This is a genomic window from Saccharibacillus alkalitolerans (assembly GCF_011090185.1).
Classification (GTDB): Bacteria; Bacillota; Bacilli; order Paenibacillales; family Paenibacillaceae; genus Saccharibacillus; species Saccharibacillus alkalitolerans.
The window spans coordinates 124939-141989 of record NZ_JAAFGS010000004.1 but is presented as its reverse complement, the minus strand read 5'-3'; the positions used below and the strand labels follow the sequence as shown (position 1 = coordinate 141989).

Below are 17051 nucleotides of genomic sequence, written 5' to 3'. Positions count from 1 at the left end.
AAATCAAAAAAATAAGGGGGTTTTTATAACATATCGATTGCACATGGCCGATAAAAACAATAACGAGGAGAAAGGAGCGAGGCTTTGACTATTGGAATGAAGAGGTCGTTTCCGATCGTAGGCAGTCGTACAATATTTAAGGGGGATATGCTTTGAAAGCGAAATTTAGATCATTTATGAGTCTGCTGCTTGTAGCAGCGCTTGTCATAACGCTGATTCCGGGAGGGCTTGCCCGCGCGGCGGAAGTGACTACAAGCTTTTTCAATCCGGATAACAAAGATCTTCGCGAGAGTTCCCAATACCGGCTGGATAACAGCGCCGGAACGGACAAGATGCTGGATCGAAACAAAGCTTATAAAGTAACAAGCGGAAATCTCACGATTACAGGTTCTTACATGAAAGTAGCCGGTTCCTCGTTGAGCGCGGAAGTCCAGCAGCTCAATCTTGTGAACGGAACCTGGGTGCCGGATAACGCGAAAGTGGCTCCGGGTTCGATCACGTTGAGCGGTTCCAGCAATGAAAGCCGCTTCTCTTCCAATGTGACGCTTTATTCCGGGATGAACATGATTACCTTCTCGGGCCAGCAGGGCAGCCTGACGCGTTCGGAAACGTTCTATGTTCTGTTTGACGAAGTTCCTTACACATTAAACCTTCAAGCGTTGGGCGATACGCAGCCGATTACGCTGAACGAAGGCGCGCAGGTCGTCATCGCGGCCGAAAAAATCACTCTGCAGGGTAACGCGCAAAACATCACCAAAGCTACGGTACAGCTGAACGGGGGTACGGTACAGTCGACTTCCCTGCTTCAGGACGGCACGTTCTTCTCGCCCGAGCTCACATTAAAAGCCGGACTTAACGATCTCCAAGTCGTGATCGAGAACGGATCCAACACGGTCAAGTCCAATTACAAATTGTATTACTACAATAAGGATAATCCGTTCACGGAACTGGGTATTCGAGACGCTTCCGATTCTTCCGCCAAAGCATTGAGCCTGCTGAACGCCGAGCTGCCGGTATGGACTTCTACTGCGGCGCCGGTCTATGTGGGACAGATTCTGATTCCCGATAACGGAAAAGATTTTGCGGTAGACGGAACGATCGTTTTTGACCTTCCGGCCAGCGGAACGGGCGGAATCGAAGCCCAAGTGGTAGGCACCGAAGCAGTCATTCCGGGGACATCGTCCTCCATGCCGTCCTATCGCCTGGTGAACTTCCAATCGAAGACGGCGGTCCCGTTCGAGACGACGGCTGCGGGAGCCGTTGAGGAACCGACTCAACACCATAAGCTGACCCTGACTTACGGAGGCACGACTTATAAAGTCGAACGTCAAGTCAACTACACGTACAAGCCGGGACAGATCGTAATCGACAACCTGTATTATCTCCCGGACTACGTTCCAGGGGATGCGAAAACGGCAGCATCGCGCGTAGCCTTGAACGGAGCAAAGGTGTCGAAAAGCGATTTTTACATTGAAGTCGATACAAATTCGGCTCCGGGTTCGCTTGAGCTGATTGCCAAGTACCTGCCGACTTCCAAGACGCCGATCCAAGTCGAACTCATCGGACCGATCAATTCGGATCCGACCAAACTTATCTACCGCATTACGAACTTCCAGAACGGCTCGCAAACGGTTCGCTTCATGTACAGCGGTTCGTCTTACTATCGCGACGTAAAAATCGCCTATACTTCGCAGAGCTACATTTACGTGGAGAACCTGCAGGACGGACAAACGTACGAAATGAACTCCAAAGCGGCAACCGATGTGCCTGTAAAAGGCGAATACATCGGATTTAACCTGACAAGCGCCAACTTTGACGCCCGTTTATACGTAAACGGCGTAGAGGAGTCGGCTTCCGCAGCGGATGGAGGTTCGGTTCCCGGCTTCCTGAACGACGTCAAGAGCGACGGTAAGTTTTCCTTCAACCTTCGAGTATCCGCCGCCAACGGACCTCTGGTGTTCGGGGAAAACCGAATTGTGATGACGGGTACAGCGAAGAATGCCGACGGCACGGGACGCGAAATTCGCAAAGAAATGCGCATTTATATCGTAGACACCAACGTGTCGAACGTATCCAACTTCCAACCGGCCAAAGCGGACGGCCGGGTCAGCATGCCGGATATGGACGAAATCAAAGACAATACGTTTATGACGCAGTTCTTCAACCTGACGACCGACTTTATCTACAACAACAGCAAGTACACCACAAGCTTGAAAGAGCATGATCTGATCGCGCGCGGCAACGGCGCGGAAACGCTCTCGATCAGCCAGGGAACAAACGTGTTGTTTACCGCCGCCATTCCGGATACGCCGGGAACGACAAGCAGCACTTTTGTTTACAATAAACAGAATTTGAAGTACACCATTGTAGGTTCTCAGGATAACTTTGTCCTGCGCGTGGAAGGTCTGTCGATCGAAACGCCGGGCAGTTACTTCTATACGTTCAACCTGATCAACAAGACTGGCGCCAAAACCAGCCAGAAAATCGAAGTGGTACGCGAAGTCAGCGCCTACCGCCTGCTGTCCCCGCAGCCGAGCGTAGACGGCAAGTACGTGGTAACGCGCAACTACATCCACTTCGATATCGAAGCGGAAGGCGCGAAAGGCGTGAAAATCGGCAAAGACTCGGCCATTCCGCGTCCGGACCTTGGTCCAAACCGCTTTACGTACGACTTTGTAGGCCTGAAACAAGATAAAAATACGACGATCAAATTCACCATCGATCAAGTAGGCAAGCCTATTACGGGTTCGGTCGACGTGTATTACACGGGTACGGTGGCAGTAGACGCTTCTTACATGGCGCCTAAAGTCGCCAACAAGTACACGGTGTTCAATAAAGGTCTGCAGTTGAGCTTCCCTAAGGGAACGGTACTGGAGTCGAAGACAAACACCGGAATTGCGAAGTACTATCCGGACACGAAACTTCTGTTCGGTATCGCCGACCCTAGAGACGGCGTAGTGGAACGCCGCAACGACTACGGTAACCTGATCGGCTTCCCGGGAACCGGCGTATCCGCAGAAGAAACGAACTTGAAATCGTGGAGTATTCCCGACGAGTATCTGCTGCGTTTCAACTCTGTGGAAAACACGCGCAACTTTGGCCTTGTCTCCAATGTTTATTGGGTCAGCGGAGGAATGGGCGAGCGCGGCAACCAGGGCGACACAAGCTACATTCCGCCTACCAACGGAATTGCGCCGTACTCGGCAGTAGGACTGTTCGGCGATTCCGCGATGTCTTCGGAACGAATCGTGAAGCCGACCCAGCGCGGGGAATTGACCCTTTCTTACGACAAGAACGTTGTAGACGAAGTCGGTTCGACCATTACGGTCTTCCATTACGGGCCCGACCGTCAGTGGGAAAATGTGGGCGGCGAAGTCAATTCGAAAGCTCATACGATTACCGTTCCGTTCGACGAATTCGGATACTACAAAGTAGTGAAGCTGAGCCGGGGATACAGCGATATCACCAACCACGGCTGGGCACGGAATATTTTGAACGGCATGTATGCCAAAGGTTTGATGAACAATCTGCGTTTCGAACAGTTCGGTACCGACGATCAGACGACTCGCGGAGAATTCGCGACGCTGCTGGTCAAAGGACTGCAGCTGCCGATCAACTCCGACAACAAGCAGACCTTCGTGGATCTGGTGCCTGGAGCGAAGTCGACGACGTGGAGCTACGACTATATCGAAACCGCGGCTAGAGCGGGAATCGTAACGGGTCTGACAGACGGCGTCTTTGCGCCGGACCAGCCGTTGACCCGCGAACAAGCTGCCGTAATGATCGCTCGCGCCCTTAAATTGAAAACGGGGACGAACGACGACAAGCTGAAAGCGGCGGCAGCGAAAGCATTCGTGGACTCCGTCAAAGCGGACACCTACGCGCTCCCGTCGATCATGGCGGTCAACAGCGCCAAAATCATGACAGGTTCGGCTGTTGCGGTTCCGGGACAGAAGAAAGCAAGCTATAACTTCAACCCGAAATCCAATCTGACGCGTGCGGAAGCGGCGAAAATCGCGGTATCCTTGCTGCAGAAGAGCACAGGAGTATTCCCTAAAAACTTCGGCTAAACATTCATGGCAGAGGTTGCAAGCATGCAAAACCCGGGACCGGCGATACCGTCGGACCCGGGTTTTATTGTCGTTTTTGGGACGTCTTCCAATAAGATTTTGTGTTTTGAAGCGTTTTACGTTAAAATAGCGAATAACAATACTTTCTGCGAGGGTGAATAGGAGTAAATGAAACCGATCAAATCGAAAGCTCAGATTGATTATATGAAAGCCAAAACGAAATTCGAAGAACGTTCCAAAGTTTTGGAAGCTCGGGTAGCGGAAGAACAGAAGACTCAGGAAGTCGAACAAGAACTCATGGAGCAGCTTGTTCTGGAAACCGGATTCCACGATGCCTTCAACGAACTGGCAGAAGCGGAGAACGAACTGATTTCCTGGTCGCACGCGACGATCAAGCACGATAAGACTTACAAAGACAACAAGAAGCCGATCGACGAGATGTACGAGAAGCTCAATTCCGATCCGCAAATGCGGGCAAGAATCATTCAGCTGGCGCTGCGCATTCGCTAAGCGTCGGGTCCTCTATAATCTCTATTATATAGAAGATACGAAAAGCGCCGGGTTCGGCGCTTTTTGCGTTTACGGAAGTCTTAGAAGGTTTAAGTAAATGAGTGGGCACAGTTGTAGGAGGCTCCGCCTAGCTCTTCAAAAATGCTCCAGAAAAGCAATCGCAAAAAAAAGAAAAAAACTTTTAAAATGTCGCAACTTTTTTGTAACCTCTCGCGTCTAAGTCATTGAGTGTCAAAACAAGGCGCCAATAACTCCTGATTTTCTAAAGATTGGCCGCAAATCCGTAAAGTTGTGAAGCTTTGTGCGAAAATGGACTTTACGAGGGTTAGCGACCAATGTATAATACGGAAAGTGGGATTGGGCACCCCTTGTCTTTGTGCTTACTTATCTACCACATCGGTTTTAAGTTTCTGTGATACCCGTCACAGACCTCATTTATACTTACCTGCTCAACTCTGGAAAGGGGGTGCAATCAGCTAATGAGTAACATGAGCGAATGCGAACCAACTACAGACAAAAAAAACACATTTACACTCCAAGGAGGAGAACAAAAAGGTATGAAGAAAATTGTATCCCTGGCCCTTTCTACGGCTATGGCTCTCTCGATGTTCGCTTCGGTAACTTCCGCGGCAACACTGACTACGCAGGAAAAGTACAACCAACTGGTTGACCAAAAGATCTTTGCAGGTTACCCGGACGGTAACGCTTACCTCGACAAAGACATGACTCGCGCGGAATTCGCGAAAGTCGTAGCTCTGCTGACTGGTCTGGACACTTCGGCTACTGGCACGAACTCCTACCAGGATCCAAACTATGCGAACGCTTGGTACAAGCCTTACGTTGAAGCCGTAACAAAAGCCGGCTACATGAAAGGTACAACGACTGGTTCGAAAAAACTGTTCAATCCGAACGGTAAAGTAACGGTTCAGGAAATGGCAGCTACGCTGGTGCGCGCCGCGAAGCTCGACGTTCCGACTACGGGCATCAACAACAACGCTTCGGCTTGGGCTAAAGGCGAAGTACAAGCGGCAATCAACGCTGGCCTGATCAGCAACACGGCTAACTTCACGGCAGCTGCAACTCGCGGCCTGCTCGTTGACACGGCTTACGCTTATCAAACAGCAGTTGTTAAACCGGCTGTAACTTCGTACGAAGTACAAAACAACGGCCGTACTGTTGTCTTCACACTGGCTAACGGTGAGAAAGTAACAGTAAACCTGGAGAAAGCACTCGTAGCCAACACGGCAACGACTGTTAACTTCACTTACGACGGCAAAGAGTACAGCGAAAGCGTAACTTGGACTGTAACTTCCGCTACTCAAGTTGAAGGCGTAACAGCTACCAACCTGCGCGAAGTAACGGTTAAGTTCAACGGCAAAGTAGACCCTGCTACGGCTACTGACGCTAAGAACTACACGCTGGGCACTGGAACAATCGCTTCCGCTTCGATCTCCGAAGACGAAACGACTGTAACGCTGCTGCTGTCCACGACGCTGACGAACCAAGTGGAAAACACACTGTCGGTTCAAAACGTCAAAGCCGGCGACCGCGTAATCACAGCTTCGAACGTTCGCTTCACTCCGGTTGACAACGCTCTGCCGACAGTAACGAACGTACGCAGCCTGGGAACGAAAGCCATCATGGTAACGTTCAGCGAGCCGATCCAAGACGCAGCTAACACTGCATTCCGTCTGGACGGACAAGCCTTCTACGGTTCCGTACAAACGACTGGCCGTGAAGTTGTTCTGACTCCTTACGGCGGCGCTCTGACAATCGGCGAACACACGCTGACAGTCGGCAACGTAACAGACTTCTCCGGTCTGAGATCGTTGAGCAGCGACAACAAGTTCACTGTAGTTGAAGATACTACGGCTCCTACAATCACTAGCGTTGAAGCTACTCTGGAAAGAGCGGTTGTAACGTTCAGCGAAGAAGTGGATCCATCCACAGTAGCAGCAGCTAACGCTTACTGGACTGCAGGTTCGAGCTCGACACAACGTACTGCAAGCGCAGTAACGAAACTGTCGAACACGAAATACTCGTTCGACTTCTCGGCTAACCCGCTGCCGGCTTATGCAGCTACTCTGACGCTGAACGGCGTTAAGGACTACTCCGGCAACGCGCTGAACCCTAACACTGCAACGGTTACGGCAACTGTAGACGTGACTAAGCCTGTTGTAAACAGCGTACGCGTTGAAACTAACACAACTGGAACTGCTCCAAGAAGCTTTGTTGTCACTTACAGCAAACCGCTGAGCGATGCTTCGGCTTCGGTGAACAACTTCCGCGTCACGAACTCCAGCGGCGTAGTACAAGGTATTCAGTCCGTAGCATTCGTTCCGGATTCCAACTACACTGCAATTCGTGTGACGACTTACGGAGATCTGCCTTCCGGCAACAACACTCTGCGTATCACAGGCATTACAGACAGAACGCAACTGCGTAACGCTGCTGATGACTACACAGGTACGCTGAACGTAGCAAATGCTACACTGCCTTCGCTGGGTACGCCTTCGATCAACCCAACGACTCGCACAGTAGTAATTCCGTTCAACAAAGCTATGGACATCGCAAGCCTGACTAACCGTTCTAACTACCTGATCACGTTCAACGGTCGTCAAGTGGTACTGCCACAAACGGTGGAAGTACAAGTGACTCAAAACGCTCAGGCAGTAGTACTGACGTTCCCGGCTACAATCGATAACACGGCTGTTACTTTCGGCAACACTCTGACTGCAGTCACTGTACAAGCAGTAAGAGACGCTCAAGGCAACGTGCTGAGACAGTTCACTGAAAACCAAGGTGAAAACAGAATCGCGCTGGCAGCACAAGCTGTAACACTCGCTCGTTACAGCAATGACTACCCTGCAAACTATGTAGCGGCAGTTACAGCAGCTAGAACGGTACAAGTTAAGTTCTCCCAAGGTCTGGGTACAGCAAATGCCAGCGACTTCCGTGTAAACGGCACAACTCCAGTCGCAGCATCTGTTAACGGCAGCGTAGTTACGCTGACTACCGCTTCGGATATCAGCAACACGACTATGCCGACAATCGAGATTGTACAAAACAACTCGCTGAGAACTACGGCTGGTACGGCTGTATACGAAACTGGATACACAGTTCAAGCAGCTAACGTTCTGGATCTGGTTGCTCCTACTGTAACGACTGCAGCAGGCAACACGCTGGCAACAACAACAGTAGCGAACGGTACTTATGCCGGAAGAACAGCAATCGTACTTCCGTTCTCCGAGAACATTCAAGTAGTAGGCGGCGCAGAACAAGCGGCTTACGATCTGACAGTTACTCGCGTAAACGGCAACGCTCGTCTGGTTGCAGGCACAGATTACACTACTGCAGTATCCGGTAACGAACTGTGGGTAATCTTGGCTCCTTCCGCAAGAACAGTCGTTTCGACATACGATGTGACTGTGAACGCGAACCAACAGCGTATCACTGATACTTCTGCAGCTAACAACAAAGCAACGGGTGACGTAACTCGTCGTTCGGTTGAAGTGCCAGTACAACCTTAAGTACTGCTTTTGAGAAGAAGCCCCCTGACGAGGGGGCTTCTTTTTTTGTTTTATTTGACACTCCCTGCTCAATCCGTTACCATTAACACCGAGGATGGAATCATTGACCTTTTCCCGCCGGGGAAAGGTTCGTTTTTTGTATACGGGAAATTTTCACTGGGAACTTAGGAGGTACACGCTTATGTCTCTTCAAGGACGGCGTTTGTTTACGTCCGAATCGGTAACGGAAGGTCATCCGGACAAGATCTGCGATCAGATCTCCGATGCGGTATTGGATGCATTTTTGGCCAACGACCCGAATGCACGGGTTGCGTGCGAAGTGTCGGTGGCGACAGGGCTGGTTCTTGTCATCGGCGAGATCAGCACGAAATCGGAATACGTGGATATTCCGTCGATCGTTCGCCAGACGGTTAAGGATATCGGCTATACTCGCGCCAAATACGGGTTCGACTACAATACATGCGCGGTGCTGACGTCGCTCAACGAGCAGTCGGCCGATATCGCGCAGGGCGTCAACTCCGCGTTGGAAACCCGCGATCCGGAACAGATGAAGCTCGAGACCGAAAATATCGGTGCCGGCGACCAGGGACTTATGTTCGGCTTTGCGTCGAACGAGACGCCGGAACTGATGCCGCTGCCGATCGCGCTGTCGCACCGCATCGCGCGCCGCCTGGCGGAAGTGCGCAAGGACGGCACGCTCGATTATTTGCGTCCGGACGGCAAAACGCAGGTAACGATCGAGTATGACGGCGACAAGCCGGTTCGGGTCGATACGATCGTCGTGTCTACTCAGCATGCCGAAGAAGTCACGCTGGAACAGATTCAGCGCGATATCAAAGAACATGTCATCCTGAGCGTCGTTCCGGCCGAGCTGCTGGATGACGCGACCAAATACTTCATCAATCCGACCGGCCGTTTCGTGATCGGCGGACCGCAGGGCGACGCAGGTCTGACCGGCCGCAAGATTATCGTCGACACCTACGGCGGCTATGCCCGTCACGGCGGCGGCGCATTCTCGGGCAAAGATCCGACGAAGGTCGACCGTTCGGCGGCCTACGCGGCTCGTTACGTGGCGAAGAATCTCGTTGCGGCCGGGCTGGCCGACAAATGCGAGATTCAGCTCGCTTACGCGATCGGCGTAGCCAACCCGGTATCGATCAGCGTCGACACGTACGGAACGGGCAAGGTCAGCGAAGAAACGCTGGTGAAGCTGGTGCGCGACAATTTCGATCTGCGTCCGACGGGCATTATTCGCATGCTCGACCTGCGTCGTCCGATTTATAAGCAGACGGCAGCATACGGTCATTTCGGCCGCACGGATCTGGATTTGCCTTGGGAACGTACCGACAAGGCAGAGGAATTGAGAGCGCAGGCCGGCGATTGAGCCTAACGCTTCGAAACGAAGAACCCTGGTTTCCAGGGTTCTTTTTTATGGCCTTTTCCAACCTTTGCCTAACATTCTTGCTTACTAATGCCGACAAATAAAAAGAATGTGTTCTCTTAGGAAAGGAAGGTACAAGTCATGAAAAACAAAATTGCCGCAGGCCTGGCCTGCGTGCTGGCCGCGAATCTGCTCGCTTCCGGTCCCCTGCCTGTCATCGGCGGTTACGCATCCGTACAGGCCGCCGGAGAAACGGCAGCCCTCCAAACGACGTTCGTTCCCGCGACGACCGCCGTATCGCTCCGTCCTGCGCTGTATGCGACATTCGCTTCGGCGGTGAAGCGCGGCGATACGCCTGCCAGCAAATTTTTCACGATAAAGAAAAAAGCGGACGACGCCACGGTGCTGAAAATCGCGGGCGACAAACTGCGCATTTCCGCCGACGGGCTGCGGGTCGATCTGCCGTTGGAAGCCGCAGTATGGACCAATGCCGCTTCGACGTCGCTTGACGCTCAGACGGAGTATTACGTGCTGGCGGATTCGGGCATTCTCCAGACGGTTCCGCAGAGCGCGTCGGCTTCCGCTCAGCCCTGGACAGGCGTGGATTCGAAGACGACCTGGACGTTCCGTACGGACGCGTCGGATACGGCGGCGCCTAAGCAGCTGTTCCAGTCTCCCAAAAAAGATGCCATAGGAATAGCGGTCAATACGGATATTACGCTTGATTTCGACGAATCCGTCTATTACGAAGATGCGGACGTATCGAACGTAAAAATCATCAAAGCGGACGATCCGACTGCGCAGGGAATTGCCCTGACGGCGGAACAGCTCAAAGGAAAAGGCACCTCGCATATCACGATAAGCGGCCTTGCCCTGGACAACTTTACGACCTATGAGGTCAGCTATCCTTCGGGCTTCTTCAAAGACGCGGGTAATCTGCCGGCAGCCGAAGGCAAGTGGAAGTTCCGGACGGTATCCAAAATCGATAAGGCGCCGACCGTGTCGTTCTTTTCTCCGCGTCCGGGTAATGCAGGCGCATCCGTAACCGATCCTTTGACGATGACGTTCTCGGAAGCCGTTAAGCAGACTTCGGGCGAAGAAACGATCCGAATCTACCGGCTCGATACGAATAAGCTCGTACAAACCGTCAAAGCTTCGACGCTGACTCCCGATGCCGATAATCCTGCGCTTGTGCGCATTCCGCACGATGCTCTGACCCGAGGCACGACCTATTACGTTATGGCGGACCCGGGAACGTTTGTCGATCTGGACGGTCGTCCTTACGCGGGAACGGCAAGCACAAGCGAATGGACGTTCACGACGACGGGAGATGCCCTGTCGCTTACCGCGTTGAGTCCGGCAAACGGAGCGGCGGGCGCGGCAAAAGGCAATGCGCTGAAAATGTCGTTCAGCCGTGCCGTGTATCCTTCTTCGTTAAGCGGAACGACGCTGACGGTAAAACGCGGCGACGGCACGGTGCACGAGAGCTTGCCTCTCGATTCCGACCGGATCTCCGGATTTGGAACGACGGCGCTCTCGGTCAGCCTGTCCAAGGCGCTGGAAGCCGGTTATGTCTATACGGTTACGCTCGCGGACGGCTCGCTGCAGGATGCGGAGGGCAATGCTTTCCCGAATGCCAACCGCCCGCTGAACTGGACGTTCTCGACGGTAACCGACGGGCAGTCGATCTCGCTGGTCTCCATGACGCCGGTTGATCGCAGCATCGACGTAGCCCTGGATACGCCGATTCGTGTTTCTTTTAACCGCGATATCGCGACAGGAAGCGGCAAGGTGGGCCTGTACAAGTCCGGCGGCTCGGAAGTGCCGGCTCAAGTTTCGGTTAATCCGTCCAATCCGCGAGAGCTGCTGATCGTGCCGGGAACGAAGCTGGAGCAGGGAACTTCGTATTATGTCGATCTGGCTCCGGCTTCGGTAACGGATGCGGTAAGTACGGGAATCCAGTTCGCCGGGCTCAGCGGCAAAGACAAATGGAGTTTCCGTACCGTATCCGCCGACACGACGGTTCCGACTATTCAAGGCGCCACGATGAGCAGCAGCGGCCAAATTCGGCTGATGTACAACAAGCAGCTGGATGCCGTAAGCTATCCGCTGCTGAGCAGCTACACGGTTACCGTCAATGGGGAAAAAAGAGCGCTGAGCGACATCTCGGTCCGGGGAGAAAGCGTTTATTTAACGCTTGGAACTGGAGCGGCGGTCGGTCAGGACGTCAAGCTGTCCTATACGCCGGACGTCCGTCCGCTGCGCGACTTGAACGGCAACAAGGCGGCGGCGCTGTCCTCGTACGCGGTCACCAACAATATCGACACCGCGCTGCCGAAACCGGTGGAAGGCACCGCTTATTCGCGCAGCGTTCAACTGACGTTTGCCAACCTGTTGGGAGCAGTGGACAGCCGGGCATACGGGCAGTTCAGCGTTACGGCGGACGGAGGCTATATCGGCGTAGAGGGGATTACCTCCGGCTCCAAAACGTTGACGCTGTACACGACATCGGATATTCCGGAAGGTTCCGTCGTCAAGGTGAGCTACTCGCCGGGCGCTTATCCGGTCAAAGACTATTTGGGACAAAACTTGTCGGCATTCAACGCGTTCCACGTCCGTAATCTGCTCGATCGCCGGCCTCCGGAATTCGTATCGGCGGAGCTGTCGGGCAAGGAACTGATCTTGAATTACAACGAACCGCTGGCATCGGACAATCTTCCGGGCAACAGCCAATTCTCGGTGCTGGCCAACGGCCTGCCGGTCTACGTGACGAACGTGGCCGTAGACGGCTCGAAAGTGCGTCTGACGCTCGCATCTTCGTTGATTGCGGCAAACGGAGTCAGCGTTTCCTATGTGCCCGGAGTGTTGAAGCTTACCGATCTGAACTTGAATGCAGCCGGGTATTTGAACCTGCAGCCCGTGGGGGCGACGGCGGGAACGAGCGGAATCCGTTCGGCCACCGTCAACGGCAGCGCGCTGCAGATCACGTTTACCGGGGCGCTGCAGGAATCGACCTCCCAGCAGAGTTCGCAGTTCAGCGTGTTCGTCGACGAAAGCTTCGCGAGCGTGGAGTCTTCCTCCATAACGGGAAGCACGGTCAGCGTGAACCTGATCACTCCGGTCAAAGCCGGACAGAAAGTTCAGGTTTCTTACAGTCCCGGAACGAACCCGCTCAAAAATACCGGAGGAACGCAGGTTCCTGCCTTTACGCGCCTGGCCGTCGACAACTTGACGGGAGCAGCCGGCAGCGCAGCGACAGGTGCTTCGCTGCCTGTGATGAGCGGAGCCGAATTCGGCAAAAGCATGTCCGTTCTCGGCAGCTCTTCGGCTGCGGCGTCGAATTCGAGCACGAAATACAATCAGGATACGCATACGTATACGCTGTCGGCTTCCGCGCTTCAATCGGCGCTCGAAGCTTCCCTGACGGCAGGAACGCGTGCGGTCGTATTCGAGGCGCCTTCGACGGACAACTCGGCCGTGGTGAACATCCCGCTCCCGATTCTGACGGAAATGCATAAGAAATCGAGCAATCTGTCGGTAGCCGTGCGGTATAAAAACGCGCTGTACGAACTTCCGCTGAAAAACCTGCAGGCGCTGGCGACAGCTTCGCAGGCTAGCGCTTATGTGCAGGTCGTCATCGAGCCCGTGCCTGCAGCTTCTTCCATCTCGACCCGCTCGATGCTGATGGATAACAAGGCGCAGCTGCTGTCCGATCCGGTAGATATTCGCGTTACGCCGCTGACTTCCGGCATGGCCGCAAACACGAGCGCTCCGGCCGTAACCGGCAATTATTACTTCAAGCTGTCGGGAGCTTCCCCGGCTGCTTCGACTTCCGTGGTTTACGAAGATATCGACTCGGCCCGTCCGTTCTTCGTTCCGAGCTACGTCACCTCTTCCGCTACGGGAGCGGTAGTCAGCGGCACGACAGTCGGCAATCGGGTGTTGACGCCCGTTACGTCTTCGTACGCGTATTCGGACATGACTTCCCACTGGGCAAAAGATACCGTAAACGGACTGGCTTCCAAATTCATTTTGGAAACCCGCAACGGCAGTGCGTTCTCGCCGAACACGACGATTACGCGCGGATCGTTCGCGGAATATATTGCCCGGGGAATGGGACTGCCTTACGACACGTTGGCGGCTAACCAATTCAAGGACGCCAACTACAGCCGTTATCTCGGGGGCGCGATCGGAGCCGCGGTCAACGCCGGAATCATTAACGGCAATACGGACGGCACGTTCCGTGCCAACGATCCGATTACCCGCGAGCAGATGGCCGCGATGATGGTCCGCGCGCTGAATTACGCCGGAGTCGACACGACGTTGAACGGCAGCACGGCCGGCGTGCTGAGCGCCTTCAAAGACAGCGGACAGATTACGTTCACCACGGAAGCGGCCAAGGCGGTCAGCGCCGGAATCATCAAAGGCGGCTCCAACGGAAAGTTCAATCCGAAAGGAAATGCTACCCAAGCGGAAGCGGCTACGATGCTGCAGCGCGTGCTTCAAGAAGCAGGTTATTTGAACTAATCCCATTAAATGAAACGAAAGACCCAAGCAAGATAGTCATCTTTACACAGGATTTTCGGAACTTGTACGGAAAAGCGATCGTTTCTGCAAATTATTTGTAGAAATGATCGCTTTTTCTCTTTTCATTTTGTGGAAGTAAGGTAGAATGGTTTGTTGTAGTTGCTTTTTTGTCGTTTTGGCAGGAACTTTTGGGCGCCGTTTCAGTCTATTAGAATAGGGGCGTATATTGGGCTTTGTCAGACAGTCATACATACGCGAACGAATCTTTAGAGATAGGGAGCGAAACCGAACATCATGAATAAGCAGGGCTTCAAAAGGTTTAAAGCAGGCAAAAAATGGATGGTCGCCGTACTGGCCGGAGCGCTGCTCGTGCAGCCGACGGCCGTCCCGGGCTGGGGGGCGCTGACGGGTTCGCAGGCGGCATTCGCGGCCGAAGCGGTGTCGATCAGCAAAACGGGGGAAGATATCATTACGTCCGGCGCAAAACTGTTGACCTATAAATATTCCGTACCCCGCTCCGGAAAAACGGCAACGGGCTTGGCGGACGTCATTCAAGTGGATCTGCAGAACCCTTACGTTAAGATGGATGTCATGACGGGACGCGGCGGAAAATTCACGACGTTGAATACGGTCAGCGGCATGGCCAAGGAGACGGAGGCCGTCGCCGGCGTCAACGGAGACTATTTCAATACGGCGGCGGAAGGGGCGCCTATGGGCGCGCAGGTATCGAACGGCGTCCTGATGTCCAGCCCGTCCGAATTGAAAGGCATGTATGCGTTCGGCGTGACGAAAGACCGCAAACCGGTCATCGACCAATACGATTTTGCGGGAACCGTGAAGGCGGCCGACGGGGCGGCGTTCGATCTCGCCGGCATCAACCAGGTATCGTATTATACGGAGCCGAACAACAGCTACAGCCACGTAAACGCGATGTACGTCTATACCGAAGCTTGGGGGAATACGGAACGGCCGAAGAACAGCGCGACGATTCCTTCCGAGGTGCTGGTGGAAAACGGTGTCGTAACGAAGGTGTCGCTGGGCAAACCGCTGGAAGGTACCGTACCGGCGGGCGCTTACATCCTGCGGGCGCACGGAACGGCGGCGGCTTACATGAAGGCGCACTTAACCGCCGGGGCCAAGGTGCAGACCGACTACAGCCTAGTGTCCAAAACGACGGGTCAGAAGCTTGATCCGTCGTCGCTCGAAGTCATGATCGGCGGACATACGATCCTTGTCGATAACGGCAGGGCGGCGGCTTTTTCGCGCAATGTCAATTCGATCGGCGGCTACCGGGCCCGCACGGCGGTCGGCTACTCGCAGAGCGGCCGCTACGCCTACATCGTCACGGTTCAGGACAATGACGGCAGCAGCGGCATGTCGCTGAGCGAGCTGCAGGGCCTGATGACCAGCCTGGGAATCTGGAAAGCGATCAATCTCGACGGCGGCGGATCGACGACGATGGTTACGCGTCCGCTCGGCGAGGAACAGGCGCAGCTGACCTTCACGACCGAATACGGCGGGCAGACCCAGCGCAGCGTCGTCAACGGGCTCGGCGTCTACACGACGGCTCCCGCGGGCCAGCTAAAAGGTTTTGCGGTGAGCGGCAAACAGCAGCTGCTGATCGGGGAGACGGCAAGCTACAGCGTCAAAGGCTACGACACTTACTATAATCCGATGAAAGCGTCGGCGATCAGTCCGTCGTGGAAGTCGAGCAGTTCGAACGTGGTATGGAACGGAAGCGCCTTTACCGCGAAAAAAGCCGGCACGGCTACGTTGACGGCTGTAAGCGGCGGGGTCAGCTCCTCGCTGAAAGTCGAAGTGCTGGGAGCGGACTCGCTGTCGGCGTTGAATCTCGGCGCGGCTGCAGCTCCGCTTAAAGCCGGCACGGTCGTTCCGCTTCCGGTGACGGCAACGCTGAAATCCGGCGGTACGGTCAGCATCGATCCGTCCGCATTAAGTTGGGAATTTGTCGGGTTCAAAGGAACGATCCGGGACGGCGCGCTCAACGTGTCTTCCGTAGACAGCGGCGTCAAAGTCGGTTACGCGATCGCGAGTTACGAAGGATTCAAAACGATGCTGACCCTGGCGGACGTGCAGGAGACGAATTGGGAAAACTTCGAAAATGTCTCGTACGGCGTAACCTTTACCGGAAGCCCTTCTTCCGTGACCGGCAAAGCGCAGATCAAAACGGGAACCGGCACGCATTCGAACTCGAAGGTGCTGCGCCTCGATTACGATATGACGTCGGGTACCGGCAGCAAATACGCCTACGTCAACCTCAACGGTTCATCCGGCAAAGCGCTGACGTCGGGAGCCAGCTCGATGAGTCTCGACGTGCTGGGCGACTCCAGTTATAATTGGCTTCGTGCCGAGGTCGTCGGTGCCGACGGCAAGACCGTGTACGTCGATTTGGCCAAGAGCCTGAACTTCAGCGGTTGGAAGACGTTGACCGTCAACTTGAACCAATACGGAAACATCGCCTATCCGGCCAAAGTCAAACGGATTTACGTCGTCAATCTGGCGGAAGGACAGGATGAGCGTTCGGCGAGCGGCTTCGTGGAGATCGATAACGTCAAGACGACGTCGCCGGCCGATGCCGGCGCGCTCGGTCTGCCGGCGAACGTGATGGCCAAGATGACGGTCGGCTCGAAAACGCTGCTGACGAACGGCGCGTCGAGTCAAATGGACGTCTCTCCGCTGGTAAGAAACGGTGCGACGTACCTGCCGGTCAAGTACATTACGGATACGTTCGGCGGCACGTCCGGTTGGGAAGCCAAAAGCGGATCGATTACGGTTCGCCGGGGCGATCAACTTCTTGTATTAAACTTGAATAAAAAGGACTATATCCTAAATGGCAAACGCAAAATGTCCGACTCGGCGACGATAAGTGCTTCAAATAGGACTTTGGTCCCAGTTAGACTGGTTTCCGAGCAGCTTGGATTACATGTAAAATGGGAACAAGAAACGAAGACCGTGACTATCGAGTCATGATACGATAGGTTCTGAACGATCACCGAATTTACGCTATCCACT

Annotated in this window: 6 protein-coding genes; all 6 read left to right on the top strand. The window is 54.1% G+C overall.

What is annotated here, in order from left to right; genetic code table 11:
• Window positions 1-152: 152 nt before the first annotated feature.
• The 6 genes from GYN08_RS12520 (at window position 153) to GYN08_RS12495 (ending at window position 17009) form a co-directional block, all read left to right on the top strand.
• Window positions 153-4070 (top strand): S-layer homology domain-containing protein, encoded by a 3918-nt coding sequence (locus tag GYN08_RS12520; RefSeq protein WP_166274683.1) that lies wholly within the window; start codon window positions 153-155, stop codon window positions 4068-4070.
• A 168-nt stretch (window positions 4071-4238) separates the two neighbouring features.
• Entirely contained in the window at window positions 4239-4580 is a 342-nt protein-coding gene (locus GYN08_RS12515) for a hypothetical protein (RefSeq protein WP_166274681.1), read from the top strand.
• 557 nt (window positions 4581-5137) lie between these two features.
• Complete coding sequence (locus GYN08_RS12510; RefSeq protein ID WP_166274679.1) at window positions 5138-8110, top strand: S-layer homology domain-containing protein; 2973 nt, start codon at window positions 5138-5140, stop codon at window positions 8108-8110.
• A gap of 181 nt (window positions 8111-8291) precedes the next feature.
• Window positions 8292-9494, top strand: a complete 1203-nt coding sequence (metK, locus tag GYN08_RS12505) for a methionine adenosyltransferase (RefSeq protein WP_166274677.1) — start codon at window positions 8292-8294, stop codon at window positions 9492-9494.
• A 138-nt stretch (window positions 9495-9632) separates the two neighbouring features.
• On the top strand, window positions 9633-14018 hold the full coding sequence (locus GYN08_RS12500; protein WP_166274675.1) for an Ig-like domain-containing protein: 4386 nt from the start codon (window positions 9633-9635) through the stop codon (window positions 14016-14018).
• Between the two features lie 294 nt (window positions 14019-14312).
• Window positions 14313-17009 (top strand): stalk domain-containing protein, encoded by a 2697-nt coding sequence (locus GYN08_RS12495; protein WP_166274673.1) that lies wholly within the window; start codon window positions 14313-14315, stop codon window positions 17007-17009.
• The last annotated feature ends 42 nt before the right edge of the window (window positions 17010-17051 follow it).